Consider the following 16288-nt stretch of genomic DNA (forward strand, 5'->3'; position numbering starts at 1 on the left):
ACGGGTTTGCCATGACGCCATCACACCGGGCGCGCCTCGTGGGCGAACGCGTCTGGTCGGGCCAGATCGGTGGGGGGGCAGTATAAAAAGCTCAACCCAGTTTTTTTCACTCTATAAACGACAAGATTCAGCGGGAAGTCGCGGCAAAAGCGCTTTTTACCCAGTGCTTTTGCTTGAGGAGCGAATCCTGGCCGTCCGGAAACGGCGGCGAGTATTGCACAGCAATGGTGCACAGTCATGCCTCTGCCCCTGTCAAACCCGGCATCGATAAAACCCGGCTCCTCACACTGACAACACCGAACCCGACCACAGGCAAACCGGAACCTTCGCGATATCCAGCCCGGCGCCGGCCCTTCACGATGGCGACTCACAATTGCCAGGAAGGCACACCATGCAAGACATCCTCGATGTATTCAGGCAGGGCCAGGCACAACGCCAGGCAGCCGACCGTAGCCTGATGGCCGAGTTGATCCACCACCTGAAAAATGCCCGCACGACCCCCGTGGAGGTACCCGCCCACTCATCACTGGGTTGCTGGCTGCGGCTCTACCAGCAAACGCTCGACCGCCCGAACGTGCGCACGCGACTGCCACTGGACCTGGCCAGCCTGGGCGTGGAACGCGACGCCACCCAGCTGAAATTGCCAGCGCAACAGGTGCTGAATTTCTACGGTTACCCCCATCCCCGGCATCGCGGGCAACGGATGGTCATCGCCCAGGCCCTGGACCAACTGGACACCTTCGCCCACCCCAGGTCGGGCCTGAACGATCAGCTCAAGCGACTGGACCAGGACCTGCGCCAGATCGCCGACCGCCTGGAGGGTTTGATCGACGATGAAGATTTCAGCCTGTATTCCTCCTACAAGACCTACTTCAAGCTCGACTCCGGTTCGTTTTGGGCCACCCATCAGCAAACCGGTGCAACCCTGCTCGACACCCTGACCACTACCCCGGGATTTCTGGCCCTGGGCCTGGTGCAGGGCCTGCAACCCGGCGCGTATACATTCGATCCCGCCACGCGGCGCCTCAGCGGCAAGAACGCCTGGGGCACGCTGGTGGATATCGGTGTGGAACTCTTGGTGAAGCTGCCCGAAGAAGCCGGGCTGAGTTCGTTGATCAGTGTCGCCGAACAACTCGGCACCTTCGTCCACCAGAGTGGCCTGTTCAGCCTTGCCCAACTGCTGAGGTGCCACGACTTGCCGGTGCCCGACACCCCGGAAGAGGCCCGCACACTGGTCAACACGCTACGCCAGTCGACGCCGCTGGCGATACTGCCGGTCAACGACCTCGCCGACTCCGACCTCGCGCTGATGCAGCACCTGCAATGGCTGGCCCTGGACCAGGACCGCGACATCATGGCCGTGGGGTTGGCGGGCCTGATCGATGGCCAACCCAGCGACGCCCTTATCGATACCGCCAGCGTGGAACTGACCCCCGCCCGCAACTCCAGCGTGCTTCACCCAGGTGCCATGCGCCACCCGGCCATCACTGCCGGTCCCGCCTGTGGCCCCTTCACCCTCGAACAGCTGTTGCAGCATCACCAGTTCGACCCGCCGGACACTGCCGGCGATGCCCAGGACACCCTGCAAAGCCTGCGAATGAACCTGCCCCGACGCTCCCTCTACGGCGACTACCACGCACTGCTCAGCACCACGGCGCCGTCCCCGGTACGGCTGAATACCGAAGCACGAGAAACGATTGTGCAACGCGTCAACCACGGGCAACCGGAGAACGCCCCACGCCTGCTCGACAGGCTGTGCGGCACGCTGCTGAACGACAAAAGCACTGACGAGGTGCGTCGGCAGGCCGACGCCCTGCTCACCCACCTGTTGAGCCTCGAGCCTGCGCGTCGGTTGGGCCAGCAACTGATCGAGGCGCTGCACTGGTATGGGCAGCACCCGGACGAATCAGCCAGCCAGACAAGCCTTGGCCTGCTGGTGCTGAGCGCGCTGATCCTCGACCTGGACCCTGGGGCCGGTAACGGCGGTTACACACTGGCCGGTTTCAACCTGGCCGCCGACACGCACTGGGGTCACTCCCCTGTCGATCTGCGCCGCGACCTGGAGCTGCACCTGGTACGCACCTGTAAAGTCTCGAGCGCCGCCGCGCCACTGGCGGCCCATCTGTTGCTGGCCGGCGTCGCGCCGGAGTTTCTGGTGCAGGCGCTGCCCATGACCCTACGCTATCGCACCTCGATCACCTGGATGACCTTCAGGCAGGGCGTGATGATGGCGCAGGCGCTGGCGCCCGGTTCAACGCAGCACATGACCTACGATGACATGATCGCCCTGGCGTCCCAGCCGCCCGCGACCCTCCAGCAACAGCAGTGGCGCGACTACACCGCCACCAGCACGCTACTGGACTGGGCCATCGCCCAGGGCGAACTGCCCGAGCGCGAGAATGGGCACTACCTGGCGGACGAAATCACGGCCCTGAAAAGACGCCTCACTCAGCGCCTGCAGGCCTTGAAAGATGCGCTGATCACCTTCGCCAGCGAGCTGCCCACTCGTCGCGGCATTGCCCTGGCCGACCTGGAAAAGGTCTTTCCAGGGCAACCGATGCTGGACACGGCCTGCCTGTGGCGCCCCGTCGCGCCGATCGCCGGCAGCAGCCTACGCTTCCCAATGCATCATCACGACCGCAGCAACTACAGCCTGCATTCTCTGCTGGAGTTGCACATGGATGGCCTGCTGGACGACACCCGTTGGCAGTCCATCAACCCTGAGGTGGACCTGGCGAAACTGCGTCAATCGTTTGGGCGCCTGGGCGACATCAATCAGCGCTTCGACGACGCCTTCGGTGCCTATATCGAGCGCATGAAGGAGGCCTACAGCGCCACGATTGAAGACCTGCTGGCGCAATTGCCCCTGGCCGACCGCTTGCATCTGCAACAAGCTGACTTGCAGCTGCTGATACTGAAAAAAGAACCTGGCAAGGATCTCGTGATAGTCAGCCCGGAGCAGGAAATCGCCCGCATTGGCCGCATGGGCGTGATCCTGCGCGGCACCTCGCCCACCACGGTGTGCGAATACGAGCTTTTCCCGCTGTTGAACCGCGCACTCAAGCGCCGTGGCCCGCCCCTGGTATTCAATGAGGGAGGCACGCCGATACCGGTGACCACCGGCGGCGCCCACTCGACCCGTCCGATCACCACGCTGATGCAGGGCAATGAGCTGCCCCTGGACTGGGAGGCGTACGCGACCGGACGCCAGCCCAGGCCGGGAGTGCGCTCCAAGGTCATCGTCCACACATTGTGGTCGCGCCGTTCGACACCTGCCGACCCGCTCGTGTTGGCACCGCTCACCTACGGTTCAACGGTCAATCGCGCCATTGCCCAAGCCATCGTGCAAGAGCATTTCTTCCTCGAAGTCGATGCCTTGCGTCGGCAAGCACGGGGATCGACACAGCGCGAACACATTCAACAACGCTGGGACCGCGTGCTGGACCGTCTCAAATCCCTGGTACCCTTTTGGTCCTGCAGCCAAGACATCGCCTCCAGAGACACCCGCCGGATGATCGATGGAAGTTATGCGTGCTTTATCGACCTGCTGACGATGCTGTTCCCCACCCAGCGCTATCTCAAGGCCTCGTTGGCGGTCTTGAAAAGGACGATGCCCCTGCCGATCAAGCTGCTCCAACTAGGTCGCTTGAGCACGGCCTTTCTCCATAGCGTCTTGAACCCCCTGGATGGCCTTCCCGGCCTCTACCGGCTGGCCCGTAACGGCCTGATCCAGCTCAGCGTCGACGCACGCCGCATCCTCGATACGGCCATTGGGCAAGTTCAACGCCTGGTAGCCGACATCCCGCTGCTCGATCACCTGAAACTGCTGGCCCGCGCCGACATTGGCAGCGGTTCGCTGTTGCACACCAGCGACCTGGTACGCCTCAACGCCATCCTGCACAAAAACCGCTGGCACGCCTGCCATCCCTTCAGCGCCAAGCCCTATGGCCCTCCTGTGGATAACTTCCGGCTGGACAGCGCCCTCGGCGTGACCCCAATGCACACCAGCAACGGGTATGAGGCGCTGGTGACCGACCGTCTATTCGGGACTCAGCCCCTGCTCATCCCACGCTCCGACGCCACCGACCTGTTGCACGGCAACACCGTGCGGCGCCTCGATCACCGCGCCCCCACCCACTTGGACGACCTGGCATCACCGGCCTACTTCAAGGCCGCGGACGGTTTCGACAGCACCTGCGCCGCCACTCGAACCAAACGCAGCCCGATCCCGTTGATCTGCTTCACCAAGAAGCTCGCGGCGTTCAATAGCTCGATCCATCAGCGCAGGGCCCAGGCCATCGAGCACATCCGCCTGATACCCGCGCCCGCCGTCGGCCCCGACAAACGTAAACTGGTGTACAACCGCAGGCTGTATGAGGCAACGCCCCAGGTGCTCGATTTCGAAATGACGCCGGTGGCCATGAACGCACCGCTGGCTTATAAAGCCCAGGTAAACGGGCGACTCATAGAAAATGAACCGCAATTTGGCCTGCCCATCAATCAAGTGGACAATCTGCTCACCCGCGACACCCGGGTAGTCGAACTGGAGGGGCTGGTTGACGCTGTCGATGACCGCCGGACCCTGCGCGCACTGGTGATCGACCTCAACCCTCCGGGGGCAGCGCCCAGGTCGCGAACGGTGGTGGAGGCCGATGCCGGCGTCTTCTACGACGTCATCGCCATCGATCCAGCCCCGTCGCTGCGGCTCGATCGCCTGGACTTCAGCCTGGGCGGCGTACACGAGCAACTGATCAGAGCGTACTGCAAGCGTAAGCTCGACTATCTGAGCGCCGGTGGTTTTATCCAAAGCCGCCCCCTGGTCAACCTGCCAACCCTGGAAGTGCTGTACTCGCAGTTGAGCAAACGCAATTTCACGCCTGAAAAAATTGCACTCCTTCGCGCACAAGCCAGCCAGTTACGGGTGATAAAACAGCGCGAACTGCTGCTGAACGCCAGCGACGAAGGCCGGCGCCTGGGGATGAGCGTGGCGGTCGAACCGATACGGCTGCAAACCTGGGCACCTTACGCGCCTCAATCGGGGCACACGCTGAACCAGTACCTCGCCACACAGGCCCATACCCACACCGTGGCCCTGCTTCAAAGTACCGGTATCGGGCCGTCCAATGTCGTCGGAGTCGGCGCGGGAGAAATGGCGCGCCTGGATATCGCTGAATCCGTGGTGATGTGGCAGTACAGCCGGGTGGGCCAGCCCAACTTTACGGAGGTGATCCTCAGGACCGGCGCGGGCAATTGCGACCAGATGGCCCACGTTGCGACGGAACTGATCCGGCTCAACGGCGGCGCCGCGCGGGTATGGGGTATGACGCCACCCGCCCATGCGTTCGTGGTCGTGGGTACACCGCCGCCGACACTGGCGCCCACGGTGGATTTCAGTGAGGCCGCCTGGACGGACCTGTGGATCTGCGATCCATGGGCGGGGATAGTGAGCCCTGCCAGGGATTACATGGCGCAGCTCACGATCAAAATGCACACTTGGTATCTTCAGGACATGTCCATATTTTTCAATGACCGAGGCACCTATCGCTGGGTCCAGGCCCACGACCGCGGCTGGCTGACCTTGTTGCGCACCGCCCTGAAACGCCCACAGACCTGACTGGACAATATTTTCACGCCGCGCCAGCAGCGACTAAGCTTCAACCAAGTCCGATCAATCTGCGTGAATGGATCAATCGACTATGGGCGCTTTATGGCAAACCGATTCGAAACCCGCTGTGGCACACGCCGACAGCGCGGATCAACCGCCATTGCCACGAAGCCCCCGCTTGCACAGCATGTGGTGGCGAGTGGCATGGCTGGTACTGCTGCTCGCGCTGGTGGCCCTGGCCTGGGCCGCCAACCAGGAAATGCGCACCTCGCGCCTGCAAGCCGAATACCTGAGTTCGTTTGCGGCATCGCTGACCTATCGCGTGGAGCCCGGCCCCAGCGATGCGGTTGTTTATCCGGGGGACGGGCCGTTTGACCGGCGCCTGGGTTACAGCGCCCTCGATGAATTCCTACCGCGCCTGCTCAAGCACAATTACCTGGTCCAGGCGCAGGCGCGTTTTTCCCCGGCGTTAATGGACTACGCCCGACACGGGCTGTTCGTACCCTACGCGGAAAAAGTCCAGGCCGGCCTGAGCATCACTGACTGTCGCGGCACGCCGCTGTACGCCTTCACCTACCCGCAACAGCTCTACCCCAGCTTCGCCGCGGTCCCGCCGCTGGTGGTGCAAGCGCTGTTGTTTATCGAGGACCGTGACCTGCTCGATCCCCGGCAACCCCTGGCCAACCCGGCGGTGGACTGGCCGCGTTTCGCCAAGGCCGCCTGGTCGCAGGTGGCCAAACTCCTGCATTTGCCTGGGCAAACCGCGGGGGGGAGCACCTTGGCCACGCAACTGGAAAAGTATCGTCATTCACCCGATGGCCTGACGTTGTCGGGCGGCGAAAAAATCCGCCAGATGATTTCCGCCAGTGTCCGCGCCTATCAGCCAGGGCCAAACACCCTGGGCAGCCGGCAGAATATCGTGCGCGACTACCTCAACAGCGTGCCGCTGTCGGCCGTGCCGGGCCATGGCGAAGTACATGGCATGGCCGAAGGCCTGCGGGTGTGGTACGGCGCCGACTTCAACCAGGTCAATGCCCTGCTGGCCGGCAACGCACCGCAAGACCTGGCCAAAAAAGGCTTGGCGCTGCGCCAGGTACTGTCGCTGATGATCGCCCAGCGTCGACCCTCGCATTATTTGACCAAGGGCCGCGAGGAGCTGGCGCAACTGACCGACAGCCATATCCGCCTGCTGGCGCAGAACAACGTGATCGATCCGGCGCTGGCCAAGGCCGCCCTCGCCAGCCACGTCACCTATCGCGACTGGCAGCAGCAACCGACGATCCAACCGGTCGAGACCAACAAAGCGATCAACGTCGCTCGCAGCCGTCTCGCCACCTTGCTCAACCGCCCGCTGTATGACCTCGACCGCCTTGACCTGGCCGCCTCCAGCACCCTTGACTACGCCCTGCAAACCCAGGCCACCGACTACCTCAAGCACTTGGCCGACCCGGTATTCGCCGGGCAAACGGGCCTGCTCGGCCCGCGTTTGCTCACCCCGCAAAGTACGCCCCAGGTGCGCTACAGCTTCACCCTGTTCGAACTGACACCCGATGGCGCGCGCGTGCGGGTGCAAACCGACAACACCGATCAACCGTTCGACATCAACGAAGGCAGCAAGCTGGAGTTGGGCTCCACCGCCAAGCTGCGGGTGCTGACCACTTACCTGCAAATTATCACCGAACTGCATGATCGCTACCGCGCACAGACACCCGCCGAGTTGAAAAAAGTCACGGTCCCCGAGCAAGACCCACTCTCCCGCTGGGCCCTGGACTACCTGATCCGCAACACCGACCGCGACCTGTCGAAAATGCTCGACGCCGCCCTCGACCGTACCTATTCGGCCAACCCCGGCGAGGCGTTCTTCACCGGTGGCGGCCTGCACCGTTTCCATAACTTTCGCAACGAAGACAACGGCCGCACCCCGACCCTGCGCGATGCCCTGCGCGAGTCGATCAACCTGCCCTTCATTCGCCTGATGCGCGACCTGGTGCGCTACACCACCTACTCCGGCGAAGATAACAGCGCGCGCTTGCTCAAAGACGACAACGACCCGCGCCGCCAGGAATACCTGGCCAGGTTCGCCGACCACGAAGGTACGGCGTTCCTGCTCAAGTTCTGGAAAAAGTACCGCAACAAAGACACCCAGTCGCGCCTTGACACCTTCATGGACAGCCTGCACCCCACCGCGATCCGCCTGGCCGCCGTGCACCGCTACCTGATGCCCCAGGCCAGCCAGGAAAGCTTCAACAGCTTCGTGCGCGCACACCTGAAAAGCATCAAGACCACCGACAAGCTCACCGACGAACGCCTGGCCACGCTCTACCAAAGCTACGGCCCCGGCGCCTACGATCTGCCGGACCAAGGCTACATCGCCAAGGTGCACCCGCTGGACCTGTGGCTGCTGGGCTACCTGCTCAACCACCCGGACGCGACCTTCAGCGAGATCGTCAAGGCCAGCGAATTCGAGCGCCAGGAAGTCTATAGCTGGCTGTTCAAGAGCCGGCACCAAAGCGCGCGGGACAGCCGCATCCGCACCATGCTGGAAATCGAAGCGTTCCTGGAGATACATGAGCGCTGGCGGGCCGTGGGTTATCCGTTCGACCACCTGGTGCCATCGCTGGCCACCGCCATCGGCAGCTCCGGCGACCGCCCCGCCGCCCTCGCCGAACTGATGGGCATCATCCTCAACGACGGCGTACGCCTGCCGGTGCTGCGTATCGACAGCCTGCGCTTTGCCGAGGGCACGCCGTATGAAACCTACGTGGTCAACGACCCGAACCGTGGCAAGCGCGTAATGCCCAGTGAAGTGGCCACCGCCTTGCGCGGCGCGTTGTCACAAGTGGTGGACGCCGGCACGGCCAAGCGCGTGGCCGGCAGTTTCACCCTGGCCGACGGCACGCCGCTGGCCATGGGCGGCAAGACCGGTACCGGCGATAACCGTATCGAAGCCATGGGCAGCGGCGGGCGGATCCTGAGCTCAAAATCCATCAACCGCACCGCGACCTTTGTGTTTTACATCGGTGAGCATCACTTCGGCACCCTCACCGCCTTTGTGCCCGGCGCTTCGGCGCAGCACTTCACGTTTACCTCGGCGCTGCCCGTGCAGGTGCTCAAGGGCATGGCGCCGATCCTGATGCCCTATTTGCAACCGGGTGGGCACACGCCCTAAGGCGCCAGGAAGTCGAACATCAGGTGTACGGTGCCGTAATAGCTGCCGCCCTGGTAACCGTCGTCGGGCTGTATCGCCGCGATCTCCAGCTCGGCGCGCGTGCCTGTCCTGGCCACCTCGGCGCCGACCACTTCGGTGCTGTCCAGCGTCAGCGGAACCTGATTGAACATCACCTGCAGGTCGATACGGTGTCGCCCGCTGTGCAGATAGGGCGTATCCAGCAACCGTGCGGCCACACCGCCACTGAGGTTCTTGACGTCGAAGTGCTTGCGCAAGCGGCTGAGCTGCGAGGTGACCAGGTTCCAGGCCAGCTCTTGCTCCTGGCCCATCCAGTTGGACTCCGAGGGCAGCACATAAGCGTCGCGCACCGGAATGGTTACCGACACGTCGAAGCTATGGCGTTCCTGAATAAAAGACGCCCACGCCACGGGGACTGTCGGCAAGGTCAGAAGGACAAGGGTTGTCAGTTGCTTGAGCATCGTATTCACCCATTAACCTTGACCGTCATCGACCGTTTCTGCTGCCCTTCAATCATTTGAAAGCTGTATTGGCGATCGGGTTTCTTTTCGAACGTCAAGCGCCGGCCAGGCAGAATGTGGTGCTTGGTGGTGGGCGCGCAATCGCTGGCCCGAGCGATGGCGCAGTCGCGAAATTCGTCCAGCACCACCACGCTGTTGCCTGCGTTGTGCAACCGGTACTCGCTGGCGGTCTCGTCGACCTGCGTGTCGAAACGCGTCTGTTTGGGGCGCACGAAAAACACCGTGCCATAACCCGCCATCACGTTCACGCCCGCCGCCAGGTTGTTTTTATAGTCGTCGCGTTCCTGCTCGGTCACAGCAAAATCGTCTTCCTTTTGGGGGACCACCGGAATGAACCGCACCCGAAAGTAACGCTCCTTATCCCGCTCCCCCCGATACAACAGCCGGGTGCCCTGGCGGCCACCGGCGGGCACGATCAACCGCGCAGGGCTGGCCATCAAGCCATCGCGCCCAGTGGTGTTGCCCCGAGCATCGGCCAGGGACGGGAGGGCGACTTCCTGGGAAGTGCCATCGGCGTTGTAGAGGATTTCCAGCACATCCACCTTCACGAACGCGGTGCTGGTTCCCCCATTGAATACCCGCTTGAGAAAGGAACTGCGATCCGCCTCCAGATAGTCATACACCACCCCGACATTGATCATCGGCCCCGCATGGGCCTTGACGGACAACAGCAACACACCGATCCACAACACTGCATGCTTCATTTCAACGACGCCTCATAAATGGACTGTAGGAATAACGGCCCTACACCTGGGAATCCCAAATCACGGTGACGACACCCGAATAGGTGGTGCCGGGATGTTCAAGCATCTGGCTCACATTCGCCCGGTCCACTTCAAAATGCAGAGTGGCGGGCCGATCGTTGACGTACTGCAGCGGCTGGAACAGTTCGGTGCCGCTGCCATCCAGGCGCAATGGCCGTTTGTTCACCGCTTGGTCGTGACCATCCTGCAGGCCATAGGGCAGGCTCACGGCAACCTGCAAGGGCACTTCATCGCCATTGCCGTTACGCAGGCCGCAGGTGTTGCCGATTACCAGCGAGCACTCCATCTGCATTTTGAAACGCGAGGACGCCGACAGGCGGAACGTCTGGTCCCGGTACAGCCTGTCCGGCCGGCGGCCAGCATTGAGCCAGGCTTGCCAGCCGCCCTGGGGCAACAGTTCGATACGGTTGCCTCCCGGCGGAATATCGACTTTGAGTTGGTGCTCAACGCTCAGGGTGAAGTTGAAGGTGGCGACTGTGTCGCCGGGTTTCATGATGTCGCCGAAGTCAAAATCCCCACCCGGCCCCATGGAATAGGTGAGTGAACCACGGTACTCCCCCGTATTCATCGTCAGCGGGTTGGGGGTCTTGAGTTCGTAGGCGTACTCCAGGTGCGAATAGGTGAACCACGGAATTTCGGTGCCGTTTTTTACGCTGCAAGCCCCCGCGCCCTCCGGCACGATCCAGAAAAACAACGCAAAGTTGTTGCCTGCTGCCAAATAGTTGATCGGCTGGCACGGCTCCGGGGCGCCATACCAGTAAGTGGACCAACCGGGCGTCTCGGCCGTCATAAACGCGGACACACCCGGCGGACGTGGCAGATTCCAGCGCGCGCCGACACCGGCGATACGCATCTGTACGGTTTCCACCTCGCCGGTACCCACATGGGTCACTTGCAGATCACGCCATTCGGAAGGCACTTTGAAATAGGCGCCCTGACGTGGATCGGTGGGATTGGCCAGAATCGGCCCACTGGAACTGGCGCTAAAGCCAGTATTGCGGATGCCGAAAATGTTTAACGCCCTGCATTTGGGAATGGCCGGGGGATGCCAGGCGCACACGCCGCCTTCCGGGGTGGTGTTTTTAAACTTGTTGCTCATCGGGTTGGAGGGATCCGGACGAAACACCGCCGTCACCTCTTCGACGAAGGCGAGCGCCAATGGGCTTGAAAACACCAGGGCCAGCGCCAATGCACTCGGCGCTGAGGTTTTTTTCAGGGTTGTGAATAGGCTCATAGAAATTCCACTGGCAGTGTCTGGGTCGCCATCAACCGGCGGTTGCGCCCTGAAGAGTGGCGTCGGCAAGTGAATCGGGCGTGCAACGCAGGTCACCGATCATCAACACATCGTTTTCGGCAGGAGTGTTATTCGGGTCCAGGCGGAACCGGCATAACAACTGGCTCTGGTAACGCACTTCCAGGGTCGGCGCGCTGGTGGTCATTTCCATGGAGAAAAACCCGTCCACTTCGCTGACGCCTCGGCTGGCGTGGTTGATCACCTGATGCCCCTTGAGCGGCGTGCCGTGGGCGTCCAACAGGCGACCCAACACGCTGACGGTTTTCATCACCGTGACTTTGCGGTAATCCACGCCGCCCTTGTTCAAGTGATAAGCGGAGCGCGCCGGTTGGATATTGGCCGCCGGTGGGTGGTTGCCCTCGAAATCGAAACTCAGGCTGCTGCTTCGGTAGGCGGATACCGGCATGTAGTTACGCCCTGGACGCAGAAGCGTGCCGCCACCGTTCAGGTCATCGGCCCGTATGGCAATATCGTCCAGGTCGGTTTCGACATCGACGATCATGCCCGCACCGTTGCCCTGGTATTGATTGCTCAACACCATTTTGCCGGCACCGGCCACAAGGGTGCTGTTCAGGTTCAGGCCACCGGTGAGCTCATCATTGAAGGAGCTGCGCTGGATAAAACCATCGCCGCCGATTGACTCGGTACTGAAACTGGCCATGCCTGAAAGGCCCACACCATAGGTGTCGGTGATGGCGGTGGCGGACACGCTCTGCAGCACATGATCGGTGAGGTCCTGCCGGACGGTGACCGACGCGTTGTTATCCCGCCCACCGTCGCGGGCCGTGCGGGTACCGACGCTGCCGGAAATCTGCCGGCCATCGCTGCCCAGCGCCAGGCTCAGGGTGATATCCACCCCCCGGTTGCGCTGTTCGTTCGTGGCACTGGAACCAGGACGATCAAATACCGCTAAGCGCCAGTTGGCATCACTGCCCAGCAGTGTGTCGCGGCGACTCCAGCCCAGGTCCAGGCCGGCGCCTTCGACGTTGCCTTCGCTGTAGGCCATGCGCACATTCAGCGTGTTTTTTTCATCGACACGGTGGTTCACCGACAGCGCCGTATTACTGGCCTCACCGACGAAGGTGTTGCGCCGTAAACGCGTGCCGTCCGGCAGGGTTTCGAAGGTATCGCGGGTATCCAGCCAGCTGCGATTGTGGCTGAACACCAGGTTGGTGGCGCCGAAGGTATACAGGCCCTGCAAGTCCAGCCCCGTGCCATGGTCCTGGGTTTTGTAGAGGTTCGCATAGACGCTGGAGTAGTTGGAGAGGGTCCAGTCTATCGAACCACCGTATTGCAATTGCTCACGCACCTCGCGAGCCGACAACCCGAGAATGACCCGTGGATGCAGCAGGTAGTTGACCGACGCGCCCGTGGTCAGCGCACCCGAGGCCTGGTCGTCCCAATTGCTGAACAGTTTGGTTTCGCGCCCGGCAAAGACGTTATAGCGCCAACGGTCTTCGACGTTGCGCCAATTACTCGGCTTATAGACCAGCTCTTGGGTGGTGCCGACGGTCAAGCCGTCTTCGATCATGCGGACCTCCACCTCATATATCCCGCCCGGTAAAGGCCGCGTATCCAGCGTCTGCAAACCGGCGGCCACCGCCTGGGTATTGATCAACAGGCCATTACGATAAATCTCGACGGCCGCCTGGCGGTTCGCGGTGACGTAGATCGGGTAAACGCTGGGCCTGGCGCTGTTGATGGCCAGGCTGTCGGAACTGCCATACATCACGCCCAGCGCGGTGTCCGGACTGGCGCCGAAGGTGCGCAACTGGCGGGTAAGCCCATCGGAATTGGGTGTGAAGTGGCCCAGGCGCAGGAAGCGCCCTTCCAGCTCACGCTGGGTATATAGCTCATGGATGGCATGGCGCAGGTGCTCTTCGTCGCCGCTCTGACGTGCCACTTGCAGGTTGAACATCTGGGTCCAGTTGCCCAGGCTGGAACTGGCCTGCAGGCCGTAGCGCCCACCGAGATCCTGGCTCTGCCCGCCATTGAGGTTGAGCTGGTTGTTGAGTATCAAACCCCGACTGCCATCCACGGGCAGTTCGTAAAAGCGCGGGGCTGTCCCATCGCGCTCCACGTTTTGGGTAATGATCGACAGCTGGGAGCTTTCCAGGCTGTAGAACGCCGACACCAGTTGCTGCGGGCATGACTGAGTGCATGCGCCCAAGGCAATGCCTTGTTCCAGAATCGCTTGCCAGGTGTCACGAGTTGCCGCGGCCACCGGGCTGCCCTGCGTGTCGGTAAACTCAAGCAGTGTCACGCGATCGTCTTTAGACAGAACGATCAACGCCTCGCCCAACAGTTGCTGATCAAGCTCCACGCGTACCGCCAGCGGAACCTCAAAAAAATGCTCGGTAAAACCCGCTGGCAAGCCTTGGGCCTGGGCGACCAGACTGCCGGGCACCATGGCGGGCGTGGCCGGCGCCGCCAAGGCGCCCGTGCAAATCAATAGCGCAAGGGCAACCGCGATGGGTGTCATCGGGAACATGGACGGATACTCTAATTACCAGATTGCAAGGCAAAAACAGGCCGGCCAGACCGGGGAATATCGGCCGACCTGTAAACCATCACCTGCGAGCACGGAACTCAGCAGGCCCCGTCACCTTCAAGGGCCTACAGGCAGTACCGCGTCAAACACCAATGGCATGACGCTGGTGTAGGCACCACGCTGGCTGGCGCCAGGCTTGGCTGCTGCAATACGCAACTCAGCGCCGATGCCCGGTGTGGAGTCGGCATCATTGACCACTTCCTGGGGGGTGCCGGTGAGGGTGACGCCGTTCAGGGTCGTGGTCAGCGGGATGTTCTGGGTGGTATCACCGTTGAACAGCACGGCCGGGCCACCTTCGATGTAGGCATGGATGGAACCGTTGGTATTACGCATGTCGTAAATAGCGCTCAGCGGCGCCAGCTCACCGCTCACCAGGTTGTAGTTCATGGTTTCGTCGCGGCCCCAGTTGGGGTCACGTGGCTGAACGTGGAACACGGTCGTCGGGATGTTGGCCTTGAGGGTGACGGTATGGCTCGCCTCGCCCGCCGCGAAGGTGACTGAAGCACTCATCGCCATAACAGCCAGAGGAACGGAAAGTGCAAACTTCTTGAACATAGCAAGTTACCTGTTATTCAAATTAGGACTACCAACATCAAATGTTTTTTTGAAATCGGCATATTCCCCCAAGAGCATTAGTTGGGGAGAGAAGATCATCCACGGAGTTGAAACACAAGTAAGCAGTCTACTTCCCATGAAGGCGTAGCCCAAGCCAGACGCCACTCGAGAAAAAAACATGGCACTTAGCCAAAACTTAAAACTCAACTGTAGGAACAAGACTACTTGCTAAGTACATGTGGGCAAACTGGAGAAACTTACAATACAAGAATTACGATATTAAGCCAAAAAGCATTAACTTATTCAACCGGGTCAACGACCTGAATAATGACTCTAATAATAACTTTTAGCCCAGAATGCCAACGCTGGCCGTGCAAGCGTGAACCGTCGGTCGCGAAGGCTTGCACGGGCTAAAGATATATCTTACGTTGTATCTTAAGACAACAGAGGGTATCCCCATGAGAGAGCATCACCCCCACCACCGCGAACCCCATGAGCACGGTGACGGCTTCGAGAAACGCCCCGGCCGCGAACGCGGCGGACGTGGCCCCCGCGTCTTCGCCCCCGGCGACTTGAAACTGCTGCTGCTGGCCCTGATCGCCGAGCAGCCGTGCCATGGCTATGACCTGATCCGCCAGATCGAAACCATGTTCGACGGCGCCTACAGCCCCAGCCCAGGCGTGATCTACCCGACCCTGACCTTCCTTGAAGAAAGCGAGCTGGTCAGCGGCGACGCCGAAGGTGGAAAAAAACGCTACACCATCACCGACGCCGGTCGTCTTTCTTTAAGTGAGCAGGCCGTGGCGCTGGAGGGCGTGCGCATGCGCATTGATGTGAGCAAGCGTTCGCTGCGCGGCCATGATCGACCGGCACAGATCCACGAAGCGGTGCACAACCTGCGCCACGCCTTGCAACTGCACCACGGGCGCTGGACCCCGGAAGAAATCGTACGTGTCGCGGCACTGCTCAACGGTACCGCTCAAGCCATCGCAGACGGAAAAAACCAATGAATACGCAAACCATCCATCGCGTCAGCCACGAAATCAAACGCCGTCGCCTGCAAGTGTTGCGGGTGGTGGATATCACCCCGCGCATGCGGCGCATCACCCTGGGCGGGCCTGAGCTGGCAGGTTTTGTGAGCCTGGGCGCCGATGACCATATCAAGCTGCTGTTCCCGCAGAACGCCGCCGAACAAGCCGCGCTGGAAAGTCCCACTTTCAACGTCAAGGGCGATGGCCCGCAACCGGCCATGCGCGACTACACGCCCCGGCGTTTTGACTCGAGCATCGGCGAGCTGGATATCGACTTCGTGCTGCACGGCGATGGCCCGGCGTCCACTTGGGCCGAGCAGGTACAGGTCGGCCAGCACCTGTACATCGGCGGGCCACGGGGTTCGTTGATCGTGCCGGATATCTTCGACAGCTACTTGTTGATCGGTGATGAAACCGCGATCCCGGCTATCGCAAGGCGCCTGGAAGAATTGCCGGCGGGCCGCAAGGTGCTGGCGGTAATCGAAATCGACAACACTGCAGAACAACAAGCGTTGCACAGTGCTGCCGATGTGGAGGTGATTTGGGTGATACGCGGCCAGGATGACCTGCTCGATACGGTGCGCAACCTGACCCTGCCGGGCGGCTCGCTGTACAGTTTTGTCGCGACCGAAACCAAGCTGTCGCGCCAGGTACGTCGGGTGCTGCTGGACACGCATCACGTCGATGAGGCGTACCTCAAGGCGGTCGGTTATTGGCGCGCCGACGGCAGCGACGAAGTGTGAAGCAAGGGTGAGGCTCGATAACGTTTCATGCCCCATC

9 protein-coding genes are annotated in these 16288 nt (G+C 61.6%); 4 read left to right on the top strand and 5 right to left on the bottom strand.

Annotation, left to right across the window (positions count from 1 at the left end; all coding sequences use genetic code 11):
* Positions 1 to 391 precede the first annotated feature (391 nt).
* Positions 392 to 5614, top strand: coding sequence for a hypothetical protein (locus QU606_RS10515; protein ID WP_304998364.1), 5223 nt, complete (start codon positions 392 to 394; stop codon positions 5612 to 5614).
* Positions 5615 to 5696: 82 nt separating this feature from the next.
* Entirely contained in the window at positions 5697 to 8774 is a 3078-nt protein-coding gene (locus tag QU606_RS10520) for a transglycosylase domain-containing protein (RefSeq protein ID WP_024073664.1), read from the top strand.
* Here the strand turns inward: QU606_RS10520 and QU606_RS10525 are convergent.
* The 5 genes from QU606_RS10525 to QU606_RS10545 form a co-directional block, all read right to left on the bottom strand.
* Positions 8771 to 9253 carry a CS1 type fimbrial major subunit gene (locus QU606_RS10525; protein ID WP_024073663.1) on the bottom strand — a complete coding sequence of 161 codons (483 nt, stop codon included), beginning with the start codon at positions 9251 to 9253 and terminating at the stop codon, positions 8771 to 8773. The two genes, QU606_RS10520 and QU606_RS10525, sit on opposite strands and share 4 nt — an antisense overlap.
* A 5-nt stretch (positions 9254 to 9258) precedes the next feature.
* Entirely contained in the window at positions 9259 to 10017 is a 759-nt protein-coding gene (locus QU606_RS10530) for a pilus assembly protein (protein ID WP_069075337.1), read from the bottom strand.
* 40 nt (positions 10018 to 10057) lie between these two features.
* A complete protein-coding gene (locus QU606_RS10535) occupies positions 10058 to 11311 on the bottom strand; it encodes a hypothetical protein (protein WP_069075336.1) in 1254 nt (417 codons plus the stop codon).
* Between the two features lie 31 nt (positions 11312 to 11342).
* Complete coding sequence (locus tag QU606_RS10540) at positions 11343 to 13862, bottom strand: CS1-pili formation C-terminal domain-containing protein (RefSeq protein WP_304998365.1); 2520 nt, start codon at positions 13860 to 13862, stop codon at positions 11343 to 11345.
* A gap of 117 nt (positions 13863 to 13979) precedes the next feature.
* Positions 13980 to 14477 (bottom strand): CS1 type fimbrial major subunit, encoded by a 498-nt coding sequence (locus tag QU606_RS10545; protein ID WP_024073659.1) that lies wholly within the window; start codon positions 14475 to 14477, stop codon positions 13980 to 13982.
* Positions 14478 to 14935: 458 nt separating this feature from the next.
* Between QU606_RS10545 and QU606_RS10550 the strand changes: the two genes are divergently transcribed.
* The gene (locus QU606_RS10550) at positions 14936 to 15487 is read left to right on the top strand and encodes a PadR family transcriptional regulator (RefSeq protein ID WP_069075334.1); all 552 of its coding nucleotides are present in this window, start codon (positions 14936 to 14938) and stop codon (positions 15485 to 15487) included.
* A complete protein-coding gene (locus QU606_RS10555; RefSeq protein WP_304998366.1) occupies positions 15484 to 16251 on the top strand; it encodes a siderophore-interacting protein in 768 nt (255 codons plus the stop codon). Before QU606_RS10550 ends, QU606_RS10555 begins: the two co-directional genes overlap by 4 nt.
* The last annotated feature ends 37 nt before the right edge of the window (positions 16252 to 16288 follow it).

The organism is Pseudomonas sp. OVF7 (genome assembly GCF_030644265.1).
Taxonomy (GTDB): Bacteria; Pseudomonadota; Gammaproteobacteria; order Pseudomonadales; family Pseudomonadaceae; genus Aquipseudomonas; species Aquipseudomonas gorinensis.

Coding starts and splice junctions, on each gene's coding strand:
- QU606_RS10555 (WP_304998366.1), top strand. CDS start 15,484: ATGAATACGCAAACCATCCATCGCGTCAGCCACGAAATCAAACGCCGT.
- QU606_RS10515 (WP_304998364.1), top strand. CDS start 392: ATGCAAGACATCCTCGATGTATTCAGGCAGGGCCAGGCACAACGCCAG.
- QU606_RS10535 (WP_069075336.1), bottom strand. CDS start 11,311: ATGAGCCTATTCACAACCCTGAAAAAAACCTCAGCGCCGAGTGCATTG.
- QU606_RS10545 (WP_024073659.1), bottom strand. CDS start 14,477: ATGTTCAAGAAGTTTGCACTTTCCGTTCCTCTGGCTGTTATGGCGATG.
- QU606_RS10540 (WP_304998365.1), bottom strand. CDS start 13,862: ATGTTCCCGATGACACCCATCGCGGTTGCCCTTGCGCTATTGATTTGC.
- QU606_RS10550 (WP_069075334.1), top strand. CDS start 14,936: ATGAGAGAGCATCACCCCCACCACCGCGAACCCCATGAGCACGGTGAC.
- QU606_RS10525 (WP_024073663.1), bottom strand. CDS start 9,253: ATGCTCAAGCAACTGACAACCCTTGTCCTTCTGACCTTGCCGACAGTC.
- QU606_RS10520 (WP_024073664.1), top strand. CDS start 5,697: ATGGGCGCTTTATGGCAAACCGATTCGAAACCCGCTGTGGCACACGCC.
- QU606_RS10530 (WP_069075337.1), bottom strand. CDS start 10,017: ATGAAGCATGCAGTGTTGTGGATCGGTGTGTTGCTGTTGTCCGTCAAG.